The 19,053-nt window shown below is 56.4% G+C and carries 25 protein-coding genes; 16 read left to right on the plus strand and 9 right to left on the minus strand.

What is annotated here, in order from left to right; translation table 11 throughout:
* Window positions 1-177: 177 nt before the first annotated feature.
* The 5 genes from petA to AB9K37_RS15985 form a co-directional block, all read right to left on the minus strand.
* Window positions 178-738, minus strand: a complete 561-nt coding sequence (gene petA, locus AB9K37_RS15965) for a ubiquinol-cytochrome c reductase iron-sulfur subunit (protein ID WP_072629824.1) — start codon at window positions 736-738, stop codon at window positions 178-180.
* Window positions 739-822: 84 nt separating this feature from the next.
* Window positions 823-1,497 carry a TVP38/TMEM64 family protein gene (locus tag AB9K37_RS15970; protein WP_072629823.1) on the minus strand — a complete coding sequence of 225 codons (675 nt, stop codon included), beginning with the start codon at window positions 1,495-1,497 and terminating at the stop codon, window positions 823-825.
* 138 nt (window positions 1,498-1,635) lie between these two features.
* On the minus strand, window positions 1,636-3,198 hold the full coding sequence (locus tag AB9K37_RS15975; protein ID WP_240310509.1) for a multicopper oxidase family protein: 1,563 nt from the start codon (window positions 3,196-3,198) through the stop codon (window positions 1,636-1,638).
* The gene (locus tag AB9K37_RS15980; RefSeq protein ID WP_058314112.1) at window positions 3,086-3,553 is read right to left on the minus strand and encodes a rhodanese-like domain-containing protein; all 468 of its coding nucleotides are present in this window, start codon (window positions 3,551-3,553) and stop codon (window positions 3,086-3,088) included. The genes AB9K37_RS15975 and AB9K37_RS15980 overlap by 113 nt, the downstream gene beginning before the upstream one ends.
* A gap of 39 nt (window positions 3,554-3,592) precedes the next feature.
* On the minus strand, window positions 3,593-4,144 hold the full coding sequence (locus AB9K37_RS15985) for a calcium-binding protein (protein WP_072629821.1): 552 nt from the start codon (window positions 4,142-4,144) through the stop codon (window positions 3,593-3,595).
* 208 nt (window positions 4,145-4,352) lie between these two features.
* On the opposite strand from AB9K37_RS15985, the gene AB9K37_RS15990 reads away from it, so the two are divergent.
* Genes AB9K37_RS15990 through ccmI form a run of 4 tightly spaced genes read left to right on the plus strand, consistent with a single transcriptional unit; the run spans window position 4,353 to window position 8,543 of the window.
* Window positions 4,353-6,353, plus strand: a complete 2,001-nt coding sequence (locus tag AB9K37_RS15990; protein WP_058314156.1) for a heme lyase CcmF/NrfE family subunit — start codon at window positions 4,353-4,355, stop codon at window positions 6,351-6,353.
* Between the two features lie 2 nt (window positions 6,354-6,355).
* Window positions 6,356-6,922 (plus strand): DsbE family thiol:disulfide interchange protein, encoded by a 567-nt coding sequence (locus AB9K37_RS15995; RefSeq protein WP_058314110.1) that lies wholly within the window; start codon window positions 6,356-6,358, stop codon window positions 6,920-6,922.
* Window positions 6,919-7,386, plus strand: coding sequence for a cytochrome c-type biogenesis protein (locus AB9K37_RS16000; RefSeq protein ID WP_072629820.1), 468 nt, complete (start codon window positions 6,919-6,921; stop codon window positions 7,384-7,386). The genes AB9K37_RS15995 and AB9K37_RS16000 overlap by 4 nt, the downstream gene beginning before the upstream one ends.
* Complete coding sequence (gene ccmI, locus AB9K37_RS16005; RefSeq protein WP_369840685.1) at window positions 7,386-8,543, plus strand: c-type cytochrome biogenesis protein CcmI; 1,158 nt, start codon at window positions 7,386-7,388, stop codon at window positions 8,541-8,543. Before AB9K37_RS16000 ends, ccmI begins: the two co-directional genes overlap by 1 nt.
* A 25-nt stretch (window positions 8,544-8,568) precedes the next feature.
* On the opposite strand, the gene AB9K37_RS16010 is transcribed toward ccmI, so the two are convergent.
* Window positions 8,569-8,982 carry a helix-turn-helix domain-containing protein gene (locus tag AB9K37_RS16010; protein ID WP_058314107.1) on the minus strand — a complete coding sequence of 138 codons (414 nt, stop codon included), beginning with the start codon at window positions 8,980-8,982 and terminating at the stop codon, window positions 8,569-8,571.
* Window positions 8,983-9,057: 75 nt separating this feature from the next.
* Between AB9K37_RS16010 and AB9K37_RS16015 the strand changes: the two genes are divergently transcribed.
* The 6 genes from AB9K37_RS16015 to merA are packed head-to-tail and all read left to right on the plus strand — an operon-like array spanning window position 9,058 to window position 12,000.
* Window positions 9,058-9,465, plus strand: a complete 408-nt coding sequence (locus AB9K37_RS16015) for a mercuric transporter MerT family protein (RefSeq protein WP_235183693.1) — start codon at window positions 9,058-9,060, stop codon at window positions 9,463-9,465.
* Between the two features lie 15 nt (window positions 9,466-9,480).
* A complete protein-coding gene (locus tag AB9K37_RS16020) occupies window positions 9,481-9,789 on the plus strand; it encodes a hypothetical protein (protein ID WP_007803569.1) in 309 nt (102 codons plus the stop codon).
* Window positions 9,790-9,799: 10 nt separating this feature from the next.
* Window positions 9,800-10,051 (plus strand): hypothetical protein, encoded by a 252-nt coding sequence (locus tag AB9K37_RS16025; protein WP_072629817.1) that lies wholly within the window; start codon window positions 9,800-9,802, stop codon window positions 10,049-10,051.
* Entirely contained in the window at window positions 10,048-10,434 is a 387-nt protein-coding gene (gene merF, locus AB9K37_RS16030) for a mercury resistance system transport protein MerF (protein ID WP_007803570.1), read from the plus strand. The genes AB9K37_RS16025 and merF overlap by 4 nt, the downstream gene beginning before the upstream one ends.
* Window positions 10,431-10,568 carry a hypothetical protein gene (locus AB9K37_RS16035; RefSeq protein ID WP_007803572.1) on the plus strand — a complete coding sequence of 46 codons (138 nt, stop codon included), beginning with the start codon at window positions 10,431-10,433 and terminating at the stop codon, window positions 10,566-10,568. Before merF ends, AB9K37_RS16035 begins: the two co-directional genes overlap by 4 nt.
* Window position 10,569: 1 nt before the next feature.
* Window positions 10,570-12,000: a mercury(II) reductase gene (gene merA, locus AB9K37_RS16040; RefSeq protein WP_369840690.1), complete on the plus strand. Its 1,431-nt coding sequence runs from the start codon at window positions 10,570-10,572 to the stop codon at window positions 11,998-12,000.
* 274 nt (window positions 12,001-12,274) lie between these two features.
* On the opposite strand, the gene AB9K37_RS16045 is transcribed toward merA, so the two are convergent.
* From AB9K37_RS16045 to AB9K37_RS16055, 3 genes are all read right to left on the minus strand, one after another.
* Entirely contained in the window at window positions 12,275-12,586 is a 312-nt protein-coding gene (locus AB9K37_RS16045) for a DUF2933 domain-containing protein (RefSeq protein WP_058314104.1), read from the minus strand.
* Window positions 12,587-12,703: 117 nt separating this feature from the next.
* Complete coding sequence (locus AB9K37_RS16050) at window positions 12,704-13,258, minus strand: hypothetical protein (RefSeq protein ID WP_235872024.1); 555 nt, start codon at window positions 13,256-13,258, stop codon at window positions 12,704-12,706.
* Window positions 13,259-13,343: 85 nt separating this feature from the next.
* Window positions 13,344-13,790 carry a DUF411 domain-containing protein gene (locus AB9K37_RS16055; protein ID WP_058314103.1) on the minus strand — a complete coding sequence of 149 codons (447 nt, stop codon included), beginning with the start codon at window positions 13,788-13,790 and terminating at the stop codon, window positions 13,344-13,346.
* 126 nt (window positions 13,791-13,916) lie between these two features.
* On the opposite strand from AB9K37_RS16055, the gene AB9K37_RS16060 reads away from it, so the two are divergent.
* From AB9K37_RS16060 to AB9K37_RS16085, 6 genes are all read left to right on the plus strand, one after another.
* Entirely contained in the window at window positions 13,917-14,636 is a 720-nt protein-coding gene (locus tag AB9K37_RS16060; protein WP_369840693.1) for a response regulator, read from the plus strand.
* On the plus strand, window positions 14,633-16,075 hold the full coding sequence (locus AB9K37_RS16065; RefSeq protein WP_114293406.1) for an ATP-binding protein: 1,443 nt from the start codon (window positions 14,633-14,635) through the stop codon (window positions 16,073-16,075). The genes AB9K37_RS16060 and AB9K37_RS16065 overlap by 4 nt, the downstream gene beginning before the upstream one ends.
* 17 nt (window positions 16,076-16,092) lie before the next feature.
* Entirely contained in the window at window positions 16,093-16,686 is a 594-nt protein-coding gene (locus AB9K37_RS16070; RefSeq protein ID WP_114293400.1) for a L,D-transpeptidase, read from the plus strand.
* 135 nt (window positions 16,687-16,821) lie between these two features.
* Entirely contained in the window at window positions 16,822-17,388 is a 567-nt protein-coding gene (locus AB9K37_RS16075) for a L,D-transpeptidase (protein ID WP_114293399.1), read from the plus strand.
* A 170-nt stretch (window positions 17,389-17,558) separates the two neighbouring features.
* Complete coding sequence (locus AB9K37_RS16080; protein WP_072629811.1) at window positions 17,559-18,149, plus strand: cytochrome c; 591 nt, start codon at window positions 17,559-17,561, stop codon at window positions 18,147-18,149.
* A gap of 4 nt (window positions 18,150-18,153) precedes the next feature.
* Window positions 18,154-19,044, plus strand: coding sequence for a cytochrome c (locus AB9K37_RS16085; protein WP_084649620.1), 891 nt, complete (start codon window positions 18,154-18,156; stop codon window positions 19,042-19,044).
* The last annotated feature ends 9 nt before the right edge of the window (window positions 19,045-19,053 follow it).

The following is a 19,053-nucleotide window of genomic DNA, read 5'->3' on the forward strand; positions in this document are numbered from 1 at the left end:
GCACCTTCAAATACAAGTCCACGGTGTATATCCCCAAGCCCTCCCGAAATCCGAAAGGGCAAAAGTGGACGACTTTTACGCCGCCCGCGACAACACTATGCCGTCGCTACCGTGGCCGAGTATTGCTCCGCCGTTCACACGGGTTCGAGATTTTTAGGTCTCCGCCCGTGAAACCCGCTAGCCCAGTGTCAATATCATGCCTTCCGAAACCGATAATGTGGGAATGTGAAGGTTCTCTGGTGCGGGCCCTTTCCGGATACGTCCCGCAGTATCATAGTGGGATCCATGACATGGACAGAACCAGCCGCCAAAGTCGCCGGCACCATCACCGAGGGGCACACAACCGAGATGTGTGCAAACACCAATCATAACCAAGAAATTCTCATGTCCGGGCAGTGCTCTATTTTCGTCTGTGGCCGGATCTTCACCAGGAATATTTGGATTTCGAGCCACTGCATCGGGCAATGACGACACGTCCTCGGAGCGCGCCTGAGCGATCTCTTCTTCATTTCGGTGGCGGATAAAGACCGGTTTGCCCCGCCAACTTACTGTCAGTTGTGTTCCAGGCTCTACATCCGAAATGTCGACCCGGATGCTTGAGAGAGCCCGAACATCTGCAGATGGATTCATTTGATTGATCAAAGGCCAAACTGCCGAGCCAGTGGCAACTGCTCCCGCTCCGGCAGTCGCATAGTAGAGAAAATCCCGGCGATGCTGTTCGGTTTGCAACTCTGTCATGATTCGACTCTAGGGGCCTCCTGCGTGGGAAGGTCAATGTTGAGCAAGGCGGGTGAAGGAGTTGCTCTAGTCGGTAATCCAAACTCAGGAAGCTTTGTTTCGGCCGGAGGGGCGCAAAATCGCCACCAGAATCAACGGTGTTGCTGTCATCACTCCGAGACCAACGATGACCCACTCAGCAGCGTCGAAACTCCCTGACATCGCTTCTGCTCCAATATGCGCGAGCAGGAAGCTCGCGGGAAGAATTCCGGCGAGTGTTGCAATCAAAAAGCGCCAAAGGTGAAGGCGGCTAAGGCCCGCAGCATAGCTCATTGCATCAAACGAGATGAAGGGCAAAAGTCGGGAAGCAAACACCGTCAAAGTAAGCAAATTTTGAGACCCGAGCAAACCATAAGCGGCCTTGTTACCTAGCCATCGCTCGACGTAGACGCGCCCTAGGTAACGCGCGATGATGAACGCTGACAATGCACCCAGTTCCGACCCGATGGCTACATAGATGGCTCCTTCCATGTGGCCATAGGCAACTCCGCTTACAAGGGCGATCGGGGCACTGGGAATGGGGCTTGCAACGATTGATCCCATCATCAGCAAAACAATGAGAAGTGGCCCCCAAGGACCGGCACCATCAACCCAGCCCTCGATGGTTTCCCGGGTTATGTTCGGCCAATAATCCAAGGCCCACATGCCAGTGAGCAGCGCCGCAAGCACTGCGATCAGAACTAGTCCCAAGTGACGGGGATGCGTGTTACCCGATCGCATAGAGCGCCACGAAAACCGCTACAACGTCGACGTGAAAAGGACGCCCGATGTTCGATCCATTATCCATTTTGATCCCTCAATAAAGGCCAAGCACAACTGTCATGGTTCCAGCGAGTAGAGGGTCAAGCACATTCTTCATCATGAGACACTGAATTGTCCCATCATGCCGCCGTCTTCATGTTCAAGAATGTGACAATGATACATATACGGTGCCGACGATGGCGCCGGTTTTTCGAACGTTATCGCCAGTTCAACCTCGCCAGCCACGAGAACGGTGTCTTTCCAGCCCCTGTTCTCTGCCCGCGGCTGGCGTCCGTTGTCGGACAAGACTTGAAAGCGCACCCCATGAATATGGAACGGGTGCATCATCATGTCGCCGCGGACAATCCAGCGCTCGGTGCTGTTGAGCTTGGTAGAGAAATTGAGGGCGTTTTGATCATAGGGCGCGCCATTGATTGAAAACTGATTGCCGGAGCGGGACATCATCATGCCCATTCCCATCGACATTTCTAGAGTTAGACGCCGAACGGGGATATCGTTGGAAGAAAGGTCAGGCAACGGGCCATCCATGGCATCGGGCAGGGTGTCGATACGGACGGGGAGGGTTGTATCGACGGCGAAGTGCAGCACCGTAAAACGACCGCCAGAACCACTTCCCATCATTCCACCCATGGCGGAGTTTGCAATATCGTCGGACACCAGGACGCTGTCCCTGCCATCCGTGAAATCAATGAGAACTTCGACCCTTTCTCCTGGCGCAAGCACCATACGAGTGAGTGCAACCGGTCGATCCAGGAATCCACCATCCGTCGCCACGAGGTGAAGTGGCCGATCGTCGGCCAAGGACAGTCGGTAAATCCGCGCATTCGAACCGTTGACAAGACGGCACCGCACGACCCCCTTGGGAACTGCCGCTGAGGCTCCTGCCTGCCCGTTCACGAGCATTGTGTCACCTCGAAAACCATTCATCGATTGATGCATGCCGACATCGTATGTCATGCGACCGCGCCAATTAAATTGACGGTCCTGCAGCACGAGGGTCAAGTCATCAACCGCATAGGTGGACGGCAGACCACGTTCATCGTCTTCCCCATCGGTAACATGCAGAACACCTGCCAGTCCGAACATGACCTGTCGGGCTGTCGAACCGTGCACATGGCTATGATACCATGCTGTTGCTGGAGGCTGATCAAGGTTGAGTACCGGGTCCCATGATCGTCCGGGCGCGATGGCCTGATGCGGCCCACCATCGAAGGGGCCAGGAACAAGCAACCCATGCCAATGCGACGAGACGGGTTCGTCCAGAGTGTTTTGCACCTCGGCCAAAGTATCTGCATCGGTCAAAAGCCGGATCGTTGGTCCAAGATAGCCTTGGTTGTAACCGATGGTTTCGGTCGCGGAACTGCCGCGAAATCGGGTCGCGCCAGATTGAGCTTTCAGCTGAAATCGTCGCGATGTTGTTGCATCCAGAAGCTCTGGGTATTCAAGCTTCCGCCCTGTGCCGGATAGCGCAGCAGATGGCAGCACAGCGGCGGCTCCGAAACCTGCGGCATATCCAATAGCTTCACGGCGGTTCAAGAGGCGCACGTCAGGCCAAGCCTTCCGGAAGGGCCGCCAGGGCAGCTTCCATGCTGACAACCGGATGGCCGGCTGCAATCCAACCTTGCCCGGCGGCAGATCCGAGCATTCCTTCGGATACATCAACAAAGTCACTATACCCAGCTTGCTGGAGACTCCGCATGACACTTCCTGACCGACCACCAGTTGCACAAATGAGGGCGACAGGCCGGCCTTCAGCCATTGCACGGGCTGAAAAAAGCCGCTCGGGGAACCGATCTTCGTGCATGCTGATCGGCCAGGCTCCTTCAGCAATCCCGGTGTCGGCCCATTCCGGCCGCGAACGGACGTCGATCATCCGGACACGATCTTGCCGCAGCGCATTATACGCGGAGTCAGATGACCAAATCTTGGCTGTCTGTGCGACGGCTAAAGTTGGTGAGACGGCTGCAGCGATCAAGGCTAATCCGACCGTGCGACGTGTCAGATCGGATGGCATCGGAGGCCTCCTTTGGAATAGGCAGGCCTGAGGCTTTGTTTATTCATTGTCGCTACCATGGTGATCGGCAGATCCGGAAGCATCCGACGTTGTTTGCATGTCGCCCATCCGTGTACCGGCGGCGTCCATTTCTTGCTGAGTGATCTGACCATCGGCATCCGCGTCCAGATGCTGGAATCGGTCAACCATGCGGTCGCGAACGACACTCATGTGCAAGGTCTCGAATTCCTCGAGGGTCAGCGCACCGTTGGCGTCGGCATCAAATTCTCGCAACTTCACGCCCATGTGTGCGCGCATGTTCTGAGGATCACCGCTGGGCATCATCATGGCCATCATATCACGATCCATCATACCCATCATACCGCCGCGGCCACCCATCCTGGATGCGTGCATCTTCATTATGTTCTGCATCATGGACATCATGTCCCCACTCATCATACCAGTTTGCGCGGCACCATCGCCCATTGTCATGTTGGACATTGCGCCCGTATCAGGCTGAGTTTCGCCGCCGACATGCGACTCCGCAAACGCAGCTTGCGATATGCCAAAGGTAGTCAGCACGCAAAGTGCAAAAATGCTTCTATTTGCCATCGGTCTTTCCTTTCCAACTTACTCTCGAAACATCATTATTATGTCGGATCAGATAAAGACCGGGGGAGGGGGTGTTTTGTAATGATATGTCTCAGGGCTCTTTGTTACAAACGGTGACAAAGCAACCCCTGACAGCCTGCAGGCCGACTTGGTAGGAATGGTACGAACCGCACAAAGCGGTGAGTTCATCGAAGGAGTGGATGATCAGATGACACCTGAAGTTGGTCATTTCGCGCTGGCCTTGGCCTTGGCTCTGGCTCTTGTTCAAAGTGTATTGCCAATCCTCGGTGCCAAACGTGGAAATATTCTTTGGATGCAATCGGCCCGATGGTCCGCGTTTGGACAGGTGCTCTTCGTCACCGTTGCATTCCTTGCGCTCATGCAGGCATTCATCACCAGCGACTTTACGGTCAAGAATGTTGTTGAGAATTCGAATTCACTCAAACCGATGTTGTATAAGGTGGCGGGCACATGGGGCAGCCATGAAGGCTCGCTTTTGCTCTGGACACTCATTTTGACGGTTTTCGGGGCTGCTGTTGCTTTGTTTGGATCCAATATTCCGCAAGCACTGAAGGCGCGAACGCTGTCGGTACAGGCATGGATCAGTGTCGGCTTTCTGACCTTCATGCTGTTTACGTCCAACCCTTTTGATCGCGTCTTCCCGCCACCCAGCGACGGCCAGGACCTTAACCCGCTGCTGCAGGATGTTGGCCTCGCGATGCATCCACCGCTCCTTTATTTTGGATATGTCGGGTTTTCGATTGTTTTCTCTTTTGCCGTTGCAGCCCTTATCGAAGGACGGGTGGATGCCGCCTGGGCGCGGTGGGTGCGTCCGTGGACACTGGCCGCCTGGATGAGCCTGACCGCGGGCATCGCCTTGGGGTCTTGGTGGGCCTATTACGAGCTTGGCTGGGGCGGCTGGTGGTTCTGGGATCCTGTCGAAAACGTCAGTTTCATGCCCTGGCTGATGGGCACGGCACTGCTGCATTCCGCAATCGTGACGGAAAAAAGAGACGCCTTCAAAAGCTGGACAATTCTCCTCGCGATCCTGACCTTTTCCCTGTCCCTCTTGGGAACATTTGTCGTCAGGTCGGGGCTGCTGACCTCTGTGCATGCATTTGCGGTTGATCCCGAAAGAGGCCTCTACATTCTGGGACTGCTGGCGGTGTCAATCGGTGGCTCGCTCGCGCTATTTGCATGGCGCGCGCCGATGATGGAACCGGGTGGGCTGTTCAAACCGATCAGCCGTGAAGCGGGCCTGTTGGTAAACAATCTGATTCTGACAACGGCCACTGGCGTCGTCCTTTTTGGTACATTGTACCCTCTGTTCTACGAAGCAATGACAGGCGGCGAAAAACTGTCGGTAGGCCCGCCATTTTTCAATGCTGCGTTCATTCCGGTCATGTTGCCGCTTGTCTTTGCAATGGGGTGTGGACCCTTCTTGTCGTGGAAGCGCGCGGATTTGCCGGGCGTCCTGCAACGTCTGCGCTTTGTCGCCCTTCTTGCCGTTCTGGGGACGCTTGCGGTCTGGTATTTGGCGGAAGGTGGCCCGGTGTTGGGCTATCTGTCTCTGATGCTCGCCTTTTGGCTGTTCATGGCGACGGTGCGGGAATGGACGATGCGGATCAAGCTGTTTGAGGGCCCGGTTTCAACATCCTGGCGCCGGGCTTCAAATCTGCCCAGATCTGCGCATGGCATGACGTTGGCTCACGCAGGTCTTGCTGTTGCCATGTTCGGATTCATTGGCTCAACAGTTTGGAAATCCGAGGAAATTATGTTTGTCCAGCCCGGCGCTGACATCAGTATCGGCGGGTTTGATGTAAGGTTCAACGGAGTCGAACGGGTGCGTGGGCCCAATTACTTTGCGGATCGCGGTGAATTGACCGTTTCGAGGGATGGAAAATACTTGACCGATCTCTTCCCGGAGCGGCGGACTTACCCGGTTGCTCAAAGCACCACGACCGAGAGCGCGATACGCTCCACACTGGCAGGAGATCTCTATACGTCCATCGCGAACCCGGCCTCGGAGGACGCCAGTACACAAGGCGCATGGACTCTTCGAATTCTGTATGAACCGTTGGTCAATTTCATCTGGATCGGGTCTGCGATGCTTGTTCTAGGCGGCGGTCTTTCGCTGTCGGATCGTCGGCTGCGCGTTGGTGCACCTCGTCGCAAAGCAGCTGTGACCGCTCGGGTTCCGGCAGAGTAACGATGGGACGTATACTGGCATTCATCCCGCTCACGATCGCGGCGGTATTTGGCGGGTTCTTCCTATGGGGGCTGAACCCCGATCGGGATCCAAACAACATTCCATCTGTTTTGATCTCCCAGCCTGCGCCCCAGTTCGATCTGGCTGCCATTGAGGGGCTGGAGACGCCCGGCTTGTCCCGCGCCGATCTCGTGGATAACGCCGGACCGGTCATCGTGAATGTGTTTGCTTCGTGGTGCGTACCCTGCCGGGCGGAGCATGGCATACTGACCCAAATGGTCGAAAAAGATGGGCTGAGGCTGTTCGGTATCAACTACAAGGACAAGCCGGAAGATGCGACAAAATGGCTGGCGGAGCTTGGCAATCCCTATGAAAAGATTGGCTCAGACTTGAGTGGAAGGGCTGGCATTGAATGGGGCCTGTCGGGCGTACCCGAGACGTTCATTGTCGGACCCGATGGAACTGTGTTGTTCAGATACGTCGGGCCTGTTGTTGGTGATGAAGCCATTGCTAGGTTCAGAGAGGCGCTCGAACAGGCAGGCGCATTGCCGAGGGGGCAGAACGGATGAGGCATGTGATCATCGCGCTTTTTTTGCTTCTTCCGGTGATGGCCTTTGCGGTCGAGCCGGACGAGATGTTGCAGGATCTGGTGCTTGAAGAGCGCGCGCGGATGATTTCAAAGGAACTGCGCTGCGTCGTCTGTCAAAATCAGGATATCGACAGCTCCAATGCTGGCGTTGCGCGGGATTTGCGGATTTTGGTGCGTGAAAGGTTGGTCGCTGGCGACAGCGATGAAGAGGTCATCGCGTTTATTCATGCGCGCTATGGCGACTACGTTTTGATGCGCCCGCCTTTCAATGCCTCCACCCTGGCCCTTTGGTTGGCGCCCTTTGTTTTGGCTGTCGTTTCTCTCCTGGCGGGCTGGGCGATCATTTTGAAAAGCCGGCGCAAAGGCGTCGTTGCGGATTTTTCCGAGGTTGAGGAAGCCGAGATTGCGCGTTTCATCGACATTAACACGCCAAAGGACAATTGATGATCTGGTTGGTTTTTGCCGCACTGTCCACAATTGGACTGCTCTTTGTGGGACTACCGCTCCGACGCCGGTCAGAAATGACGTCGGTCATGGCGGATACAACCCCCGCCGTTTTCTTGGACCAATTGGATGAGGTCAAACGGGATCTTGAGCGCGGTGTCATTTCTGGCGCAGAGGCCACCGCGGCAGAACAGGAGATCAAGAGACGGATTCTCATGCAGTCGCGCAAGACTGCTCAGGCGACCAAGGAACTGACATCGGGTGGTCGCTTTGCCATTGTTCTGAGTGCTATGTTCGTTCCGGCCTTCGCATTCGGTTACTACGCGGTCATGGGATCACCGGAGATACCCGGCATTGCATTTTCCGAGCGGACAGCTGAACGTCAAGAGACGGCGAAAGTCGCAGATTTGACAAATCAGCTTTATGATCGGCTCACGACTGATCCCTCCGGAGGACCGTCAGAAGGCTGGATGCTTCTGGGACAAACCTATTCCAGAATGGGTCGGTTCGCAGATGCTGCCGAGGCCTTCGGGATTGTCGCCAAACGACCAGAAGCCACTTCGGCCGTTTTCTCCATGCTTGCAGAGGCCCTTATCTCGGCAGAGCAAGGTGTTGTGACACCGGCTGCGGTGACCGCAATCGAGCATGCGATGGAACTGGACCCGTCCAATCCCGCGGCGGTCTTCTACAAGGCAGTCGCATTGAGACAGAAGGGCGACATCGCGCAGGCACATGACTTGCTGATAAGACGACTGAACAACGCGGACAGTTTCTATCCCTGGATGGAAAGCTTTGTTGCTGAAGCAAACCGAATTGGCGCCGAGATCAGCAGAGCTCCGATCTCACTGGCTGATTTTGCACCGTTGGTCAGTGCACCCGGGCCTTCTCAGGAAGATATGGAAGACGCTCTAGACCTGACCGTGGAGGAGAGACAGGCGTTCATCATGTCGATGGTTGAACGGCTGGCTGCGCGTCTTGAAGATGAGCCGGATGACTTTGACGGGTGGATGCGGCTTGGCAACGCTTTCTCCGTCTTGGGTGATAGGGAACAGGCAATCGCCGCACTTGAACGTGCTGAAGTACTGTTATCAGTAGCTCCGCAAAACGATCCGCGGCGGCAAACTCTACAAGAGGCACTGGCCAGGATGCGCCAATAGCATCTTTCCAGACCTGTTTTCGTGCTCATGCATCGAAAAGCGCATCAATGATGGCACAGTCGGGTGCCGCATCGCCCGTGCAGCGCGCGACGGTTTCTGATAAGACGCGTTCTATCCGTGTCAGATCGGCTATTTTTGCGCGCACTTCTCCGAGATGTACTTCGGCCATGGCTTGGACTTCGGCGCAAGTCTGGATCCGATTATCAACCAAGCCCAGCAACCCGCGAACCTCTTCTAGCGAGAAACCGAGAGCTCGGGACCGCATGACGAACTTCAATCGTCGTACATGGGTATCATCGTAGCTTCGATAGCCCTTCGTACTGCGCGGCGGGTCCGGCATGATGCCGATTTTCTCATAATAGCGAATGGTTTCCGGGTTGCAGCCCGTCGCTCGTGCCAAATCACCCCGCCGAATTGAACTCACGCTTGTGTTACTCATTTCGCAAAAAACCCCTTGAGCCTGTATCAACTACAGACCCTAGAACGGTGGAAATATCTGTTCAAGGAAGATTCGATGGAACAAAATTTGGCGGAACTTCCGCAATCTCGGTCGCAGAAAATTGGCGACGAAACCACCAAGGGATGGGGCGTGACCGGCCTCGGCGTCCTCGGTGCGCTGGCGATGACCTCGTGCTGCATTCTGCCGCTTGTTCTGGTCAGCTTTGGCGTGACAGGCGTGTTCATCGCGCAGCTCGGGGCGCTCTATGCCTACAAATGGTACACCTTCGCGCTGAGCGCCGCGTTTTTGGGATACGGCTTCTACAAGGCTTACAAGCCTGTAGATGCCGAGGCCTGTGCCGATGGCACCTGCGCCCGCCCCATCGACCGCCGCATCATGCGCGCAACCCTCTGGGCCGCTTCCGCGATTGTCGCTGTCGCCATGATCTTTCCCTACATCACCCCCTTCATCCTGAAATTCTGAACGAGGACCATGACCATGACCATGAAGCATCTCCTGTTATCCGCCCTGGCCATCGTCGCACTCTCGACCCCGGCCCTCGCTGAAGAGCGCCAGGTCGAGATCGCCGTCAGCGAACTGACATGCCCGTCCTGTTCGTTCATTGTTGCCAGCTCGATGCGCGGTGTTCCGTCGGTCGAGATCGCCGCATTCGAGGACGGCCCCGAATACGGGCAGGGTGTTTACAGCGTGACCTACGATGACGCCGAAACTTCCATCGAAAGCATCATCGGCGCGGTGACGGCCAATGGCTATCCGGCGCAGGTGCTGCCCGACACAGCCTCCTGAGCCGCCTGCAATGCGTGACAATCTGATGGGTGGCCTGCTGGCCTTCGGAATAGCAGCTCCGGTCGTGGTCGTCTGCTGCGGCGGCGGAACTGCCGTGCTTGCAGCGTTGTTCGGCGGCGTTGGGGCTTGGCTCTCTGGAATGAGTGGCATTGCCGTGCTGGTTTTGGCGGGTCTGACCTACCTGATCGTCCGCGCACTGCGTCGTTCGCAAATGAAACGCGCCTCCGGCCCCGACCCATCACAAAGAAAGACGGCTCCTTGACTGACACACCTGAAAATTCCGACCGTCTGCTGAAATGGGGGCTTGGCGGTGCGCTCTTCGCCGCGCTCTGCTGCTTTACACCGCTTCTGGTCGTCATCGTCGCTGGCGTCGGATTGTCGGCCCTCACGGGCTGGCTCGATTACGCCCTGTTCCCGCTGCTGTTTTTCAGCCTCGCCGTGGTGGCACAGGCCCTTTGGCTGCGCGCTGGCAAACCGGGACCGGCCCCGAAACTTTGGGCCACCGGCCTCGCGGTGGCCCTGTCGATCCTGATCATTCTTCTCGAATTCAGGTTCGCAATACGGATCACAATCGGCGTTTTCGCCGCCACAGCACTCTACGCGGTTCTCCTGAACCGTGCGCAAAAGAAAGGATCGCTCTTATGATGATGGGATGTTGCACCGCCACCGGCATGGTCTTCGGCCTCCTCGGCATGTTGACACCGCTGATCGCCATCGGCGCGGTCATATATCTGCTCGCCGCCAGACCAAAAGACCCCGAACATGGCGAGGCGCGCTGAGATGAAAGACCTGAACAAAAACGACGATGAACAGGGCGGCTATGACCTGATCGTTCTTGGGGCCGGATCGGCGGGGTTCTCCGCCGCAATTACCGGCGCGGATGCCGGAAAGCGTGTCGCCCTCGTAGGACATGGCACCATCGGCGGAACTTGCGTCAACGTGGGATGCGTGCCCTCCAAGGCGATGATCCGTGCGGCAGAGGCCGTGCACTGTGCGGGGGCTGCCAAGCGGTTCCCCGGCCTGTCGGGACGGGCACAAGTGGATGATTGGCAGACGCTCGTTCAGTCCAAGGACGATCTGGTCACGACCCTGCGCCAGAAGAAATACGCGGACCTTCTGCCGGAATATGAGGATGTCGATTACATCGACGCCGGTCCCGCGCGGCTGATCGAAGGTGGCGTGACAGTCGGTGAGCGAACCCTGAAAGCACCGAGGACCATCATCGCCACGGGCGGGCGTCCCGTTCTGCCGACCATCGACGGCATCGAGGAAATCGGCGCGCTCAACAGCACCAGTCTTCTGGAACTCGAAGTACTGCCGAAAAGCCTGATCTTCATCGGCGCGGGCTACATCGGCGCGGAGCTGGCCCAGATGATGAGCCGCATGGGCGTGAAGGTCACGCTTGTCGCCCGTTCGCATCTGTTGCCCGGCGCGGAACCAGAGGTCTCGGAGGCATTGGCGGCGGCGTTCGAGGCTGAAGGCATCACCCTTCTGACCGGGTTAAGCTACGACACTGTGCGCCGCGACGACGCGGGCGTGACACTGCGCGTGATCCAGAACGGAAAGCCTGTCGAAGTGACGGCGGATCACCTCGTTTCGACCGCTGGCAGGCGGGCCAATACCAAAGATATGGGCCTGGACGCAATCGGCGTGGAAACCGACGCGCGTGGGTCCATCGTCGTCGGCGAGGACATGCAGACATCGGTGCCCGGCATCTATGCTGCGGGCGATGTGACCAACCGTGACCAGTTCGTCTATATGGCGGCCTATGGTGCAAAGCTCGCAGCCAAAAACGCAGTGCTTGGTGAGGACCATCGTTACGACAACGCCGCGATGCCCTGGGTTGTGTTTTCCGACCCGCAGGTCGCGGGCGTCGGTCCCAGTGAAACCCAGGCTCGGGACGCGGGCTTCGACGTCAAGACGTCCATCGTGCCGCTCGATCAAGTGCCGCGCGCGCTGGCCGCACGCGACACGCGCGGATTGATCAAGCTGGTGGCGGACAGAAAGACCGACCGGCTGCTTGGTGGCCAGATCATCGCGCCCGAGGGGTCCGATACGATCCAGACCCTCGTCATGGCGCTGAAGTTCGGCATGACAACAAAGGCGCTCGGCGAGACGATCTTCCCGTATCTGACGACCGTGGAAGGGCTGAAGTTGGCGGCGCAAACCTTCGACATGGACGTGGCGAAGCTGAGCTGCTGCGCGGGATGACAGATCGGCAAAAAAACTGGAGGCTCTGGCAACCACTACAGCGTGTTGCAAGATGCCTTAATTGAAAGCAAACCCGCTCCTTCCATCGTCGCAGGATACTTTTTGAACGCCCTTTCCAGACAGGCCCACCAGTCGGCAACCATCGGGTAGACGCACATTGTCGGCAGCGGCCCGTGTAACCGACGGAGGCTCTAACGGACAAATCCCGCCTGACGTCGAGCATCCGCCCAGGACAAGCAGACCGACGATGGTGGAACTGAGGGCCAGACGACGCTTAGCGCGAGCGTGCAATGTCCCGAGCAGGAACCTGTCCATCGCGGAATTCTGCATCCAATGTATCCTCTTGCGCCTGCTCATCTTTTGACCCGTGGCACGACTTTCCAATCAATTTGTGCATCACAACGTGTGCCCCGAGGCAGAGTGCGATCGGCGCAAAAAGCCCGACGTTGGTCCACAGACCGGCAATTGTACCCCCAGCGACAAAGAAGGCCGCGATCGGCAACAGCATGACGGCACAACAGACCACCATGCCATAGTGCATCAGTTTCGATGACCAGGTGGGTTTTTGGCTTTGAGTGTCAGACATGTAGCTCTCCAGACATTCTCGGACGTCTGTGCAACATTCCAGTGAGGTAAGGTCAAGGGTACATTTCGATACACTTGATCAGATGACGGTCTACGAATAGTTGTCCGGGTAAATCAGTCAGGTTGCCGAATTCAGCGCGTAAGACAAGACTGTCACACCGGGGATCGAGACCAGGCTGAAGAGCAGAGCTATATTCCTCGTTTTGGATTTGCTTGTATCAGACGTCTCGCCTGAACGTTTTGTCAGAACGGCCAGAAGCGCGATGAATGCGCCCGGCACAACGGCGTAGAGATACACGCCAGAGATGTTGTGAAAAATGAACGACCGCTCAAGCGTTGGTCCAACCACGCTTACTGCGGTTGCGCGATTGCCGCTGAAGGAGCCAAACAAGTCAGCCGACAGTACATAAACGAGAATGTGAATCGCGATGAAAGTGGCGCTTCGAAGGAGGCCATCCAGAACGATATACCCGATCTCCGAGCGGTCGGGATTATTCAACGTGTTATGTGCGAAGACAAACCCGATATAGTTGACAATAAATACAACCGGCAGCCCGTTTGTCATCACCTGACGCAGAAACCGCCCGAGCGCTGTGGAATTCGTCACGAGCATCGCCGCAAAATTGGGCGTGCTGACGACGTAGACAAACAGAAACGGCAGGATGCTTGCCATGCTCAGAAGGGATACGTTCCAACAAAACCTACCAAATGGCAGCGCGGGAGAATAGCTTTGTCGGAACGTATCGGGAGAAAGCACGTCAGCCGTGTGTCGCGAAAACCCGGGTCGATCCGTCCATAAGCACAAGCATCACATCATACGGATCGCCCCTGGTGCCCATACCGGGCGACCCCATAGGCATGCCCGGCGCTGTCACGCCGCGCGCCGCAGGCTTTTCCTGCAGCAACCGCGCGATGTCGGAGGCAGGCACGTGGCCCTCAACGAAGTAGCCACTCACAGAAGTCGTGTGACATCCGGCGAGCTCTGGCGCGATGCCGTATTTCTGCTTCAACACTTGAAGGGTGTCATAGTCGACGTCTTCAACTGATGCTTTGAACCCGGCAGAGATCATCTCATCAACCCACGCACCGCAGCAGCCGCAGGTCGGTGTTTTGGTTACCTGCAACATCGGGGTAGCAGTCTGTGACAATGCGGGACCTGCTGCAATCGCACTGGCGACCGTCAAGACAAATTGGCGTCTGTCCATTTCGAACTCCTTTTTCTCTTGGTTCTGATACTTGACATGCGTTCGGGAGTCGACCGGTAGACGTTGTTACATTTGGCTACAATCACGGGATGGGCGTTCCTGAGCCGGAATGTCTATAAAGACAATATGAAAGAGCAACCACGTATACTGGTCGTCGACGACCATTCAGAGATCAGAAAATCCGTAACAAGTTATCTGGAACGGAACGGACTACGTGCATCTGCGGCAGAGAATGCCGAACAGATGGACAGTAAGCTCGCAGAAGCCAATTTCGATCTCATCGTGTTGGATGTCATGATGCCGGGGGAAGACGGGTTGTCCGCGTGTCGGCGGATGCGCAGGGAAGGACATACACCGATCCTGATGCTGACCGCATTGGGAGACGATGACGACCGCATAGCTGGCCTGGACGGCGGGGCGGACGACTACCTTGCGAAGCCCTTCAACCCCAAAGAACTGTTGGCGCGGATTAATGCAATTCTGCGACGAACGCAGCAAATCCCGCAGATCGACGACTTTGCCGGGAAGACAGTCAAATTTGCACATCTTGAGCTAGATGTCGACGGTCGCACTCTGATTGACCAAACTGGGTCCCGCACGCAACTCACGTCCGGGGAACTGAAATTGCTAACGCTGTTCCTCAAAAGGCCGAGGGCCGTCCTCGACAGAGACCACCTTCTTGAACTCAGCACAGGACGCATAGCGGGGCCTCTGGATCGAACAATAGACAATCAGGTGAGCCGATTGCGCAGGAAAATCGAGCAGGATGTATTGCGGCCCAGGGTCATCGCGACTGTGCGTAATGGTGGATACAGCCTGTCTTGCGATGTCGAGATATGCGCATGAAGATGTTACCACGGACGTTGCGCGCGCAGATTGCGCTTCTGGTCCTCGGCGTACTGTCCCTCGCACAGGCCCTAAGCCTGTGGTTCTTTGTTGATGAAAGATCGCTTGCCGTACAGGCTGCGATCGGTGCCGAAGCAGCGGCGCGCGCGGCAAACGTCGCTCAGTTGATTGAAGGGGCTCCCCCGGAACTGCACGCGCAGATCATTCGCGCTGCGACCTCACCGCTTGTGCGTTTCGATCTGGCAAATGCTCCAACGGTCCCCCATGGAGATCATGATGAAGGCGGGGCGGTTGAGGCACGGATCCGGGCATTGCTGGGAGAGAGTTACAGCCGTGATATTCGGGTTGAGGTTCATGAAATTGAAGGAGGCCTGCTGCCACTTCCAAATCTGTCTCCTGAAATGGCGGAAATGCATGCTGAAATGATGCAAGGCAGCCTTGCTGCCATTGAAATGGAGCTTTCTATTGCATTGGCAGGTGGAAGTTGGCTCAACGTCGGTACGCGATTTGAAAGGCCGCCGCTGCAATGGTCCCTCGCCTCCAACATATCATTTGCTGTGACTGCGGGCCTTCTGTTGGTTGCCAGTTTCTGGTTTCTTCTCTCCAGATTGACCGGCCCGCTCAACAACCTGGCAAACGCATCCGAACGCTTGGGGCGTGGTGCCGGAGAGGGGGACTTGCCGGTTGTGGGACCGAAGGAAGTGCAAGACCTGACCCATGCGTTCAATACTATGCAGGATCGCTTGACACGTTTTGTCAGTGACCGAACCCAGATGCTTGCGGCGCTGGCGCACGATCTCCGTTCCCCTCTGACCGCCCTTCGCGTGCGGGCAGAGATGGTAGATGATGAGGATACACGCGCATCCTTAGTGACATCGAGCGAAGAGATGCAACAAATGGTCGATGCAACTCTGGATTTCGCGAAGGGTGTGGGCCAGCATGAAGACGTCCAATCCATTGATCTTCATGATCTGATTATCGGTTTGGGGTTGGACAAGGTTCAAATGAACAGCGAAGGGCCCCTGATCGCATCTGTGAAGCCAAGTGCGATGGGGCGCGCCATGAGAAACCTGATTGAGAACGCGATCCGCTATGGGAACGAGGCCAGAGTATCTTGGGAAAGGTCGGGCGATGAGGTAGTGATCGCCATTGACGACAATGGGCCCGGCATCCCCAAAAATCAACTAGAGGCAGTCTTCGGGCCTTATGTCCGACTTGAGACGTCGCGATCACAAGAAACGGGCGGTCATGGTTTGGGGCTGTCAATTGCGCGAAGTATCGTCCTTGAGCACGGCGGTTCCATTTTGTTGAAAAATCGCGTTGGCGCGGGGCTCCGCGCAGAAATCACGCTGCCAATCATGCCGGGTGCCGGAACCTCGCGACAAGAGTCACTTTCGCCACGTATAGCGCATGCTATTACTAGCCTCAAACCACAATAATTTCCAAAGGTACGTATATGAAACGAAGACATTTTCTGACGTCTGTTGTTGCTCTTTCGGTGTGCGTAAAAACAGCATTTGCACATAGTGACGCAGAGCATGATCGCCGCATCGGACCATCTGTCGTGCCTCCTGAGCATTTGCCGCGCGAAGTTGAGTATTCCGAGGCTGGGAAGCCGGGAGAAATACATGTCGATCCGAACCAGTTCGCGTTGTTTTGGACTTTACCGAACCATCGGGCGATCAGGTACACGGTCGGAATTGGCAGGGAAGGCCTCTATGAATCCGGCGAGTTCTATGTCGCGCGCAAGCAAAAGTGGCCGCGCTGGACGCCGACACCTGCAATGATAAGCAGAGAGCCCGGCCGATATCTTCGTTTTGCCGGCGGTGTTCCTGGGGGACTAAAAAATCCACTGGGTGCAAGAGCGTTGTACCTCTTTCAACCGGGTCGAGGAGACACATACCTAAGGCTTCACGGAACCACGGACCCGAAGACGATCGGTCGACGCGTCTCGAACGGTTGCGCGAGGCTCACGAACAACCAAATTGTCGAGCTTTACGAGCAAGTCCCGCTCCAGACGCGTGTTGTGCTCAAACCTATCGCCGCTTGAGAACAGCAAAAAACGCTCGCAGAGCCTTGGTAGCGATACATATAGTTACAAAAAACCAACCGCCCAGCTATTCAGGGAAACCATGCGATTGGGTAATCTAACGCGGAAGCAGGTACCCTAATCGAGGTTAGTTCCATGATCCAAAAACAAACAGTTTTGACACGTCGCTCATTCTCTACCGGGGTAGGGGCGGCAGCATTCGCAGCGCCTTCTATTCTGGGCGCTCAAGAACAAGCTCCGGTTCGGCGCAACATGTCTTCGTTCCGAACGCATGCTTGGCAGGATCACTTTGATCGGCTCGGAAATGGCATCATCATTTCGGATACGGTCTCACGTGTTCTGCAGCATTGGACGGCAGACGGCGAAATGCGTATATATCCAACGTCCGTGCCGATGACAGACGAGCTGACGCGGCGCGGATACACCGAAATCGTCTTCAAGGATCCAGAGCCGGACTGGGCGCCAACACCGTCCATGCTTGAAAGAGACCCCACTCTGCCATCCTATGTGCCCCCCGGACCGGAAAACCCTTTGGGCATCCGGGCCATGCATTTGACATGGCAGTATTACAGAATCCACGGGACAAACGATACACGCAAGATCGGGCGGCGCTCATCAAACGGCTGCATTGGTCTGTTTAACGAACAAATCATCGAAGTGTATGACCAGACGCCAGTTGGCACTCAAGTCAAGCTAATCTGATGGCGAGATCCGGCATTTTCATCGCGGCGGTCCTGGTTGTCGGGGGGCGCCTGTGATCTGGCAGCAGTTGCAGCCGGTCGAAAGCTTCATAAACAGCGGCGTGAAAATGGCTGTTGCATATGTGCGGGAACTGCAGCGTGCAAACGGGATCAACTAATGGAGTGCTGGAAATGCGAATAAAGGTTTGGATCACATCCACGGTCATTGCGACGATCGGCGTCGCGGCTTGGGCGCATACTGGGGCAACGGGTGTTGTCCTCGAGCGCATGCAAGGCATGTCTGCGATGGGAGAATCCATCAAGACACTCACCCCGATGATGCGGGGTCAAGTTCCATACGATGCCGATCTGGTACGTCGTGAGGCAGACGCAATGGTCGGGCATTCGGGTGAACAGATGGCACGGCTGTTTCCCGAGGGGTCGGGTGGGGGCGTGTCCAAAGCGTTGCCGTCAGTGTGGGAAGACAGCGAACAGTTCGCGGCCCTCGCGGAAGACCTGAAAACAGCCGCAGAAGGATTGAAGTTGAGCGCAGGCAATGGGCTGGCCACAGCACAAAGCAACGACAGTGGATCAATGATGGGCGGTACAACCGGCGGGATGATGGGCGGTGGCGCTTCCTCCATGATGGGTGGAGGTATGATGGAATCGAACCAGGTCATGACGGGCGAGATGTTTGCCAACATGCCCGCAGACGCGGCGTTCACAATGGTTGCTCAGACATGTTCGGCCTGTCATCAGAAATTCCGCAAAGAAGACGAGTAAGCAAGTGCGTTGGGGGCGTTGGATTATTGGCGCGGTGGGCGTCGGCGGGATCGGCGTTGTCGCGGCAACGATAGCCTGGCCGATCGGAGCAGCCGTTACAGAGATAAGTCTGGCCGGGGATATTGACCGGGGATCGTATTTGGCACGGGCCAGCGGTTGTATCGCGTGCCACACCAACTTTGAATCCGGAGGTGCCCCGCTGGCCGGGGGTGCTCCTCTCAAGACAGACTTTGGCACCTTTTACCCGCCAAATCTTACAACCGACGCGGAACATGGAATGGGAAACTGGACCGTGGCAGACTTCGCAAAAGCAGTGAGGCAGGGTATCTCTCCTGACGGCGATCCATATTATCCGACCTTTACGTATCCGTTTTATGCAAATTTCACGGATCAGGATATTGCTGACCTGTGGGCCGCATTCCAGACCGTGCCAGCCGTGAACGTGCCAGCGCCAGCCCACGACGTCCCTTTTCCGTTCGATCAACGATGGGGGATGAAGCTTTGGAGAGCGGCGTTTTTGACGGAACCCTTTACGGCACCCGAAGCCGACAAAAGCGACGTCTGGAACCGAGGCAAGCTGCTGGTTAACGGTGCCGCACATTGCTCTGCCTGTCATACGACGCGGAACGTTGTAGGTGCACGCATTGTGGCTGAACGGTTTTCGGGCAACGATGCCCTGCCTGGAGGCGGCAAGGCCCCATCGATCCGTTCCGGCGATCTTTTGTCAGAAGGTTGGACAGTAGACGATCTGGCTTATGCATTGCGATCTGGCATCACGCCTTCGGGTGATGTTTTTGGCGGATCAATGGCCGAAGTTGTACGCTATGGAACGAGCTTCCTAAGCGATGCAGACCTGACCGCGATGGCCATCTACCTTATGGACAACGATATATAGTACTGGAAA

Source organism: Donghicola sp. XS_ASV15 (genome assembly GCF_041224595.1).
Classification (GTDB): domain Bacteria; phylum Pseudomonadota; class Alphaproteobacteria; order Rhodobacterales; family Rhodobacteraceae; genus Donghicola.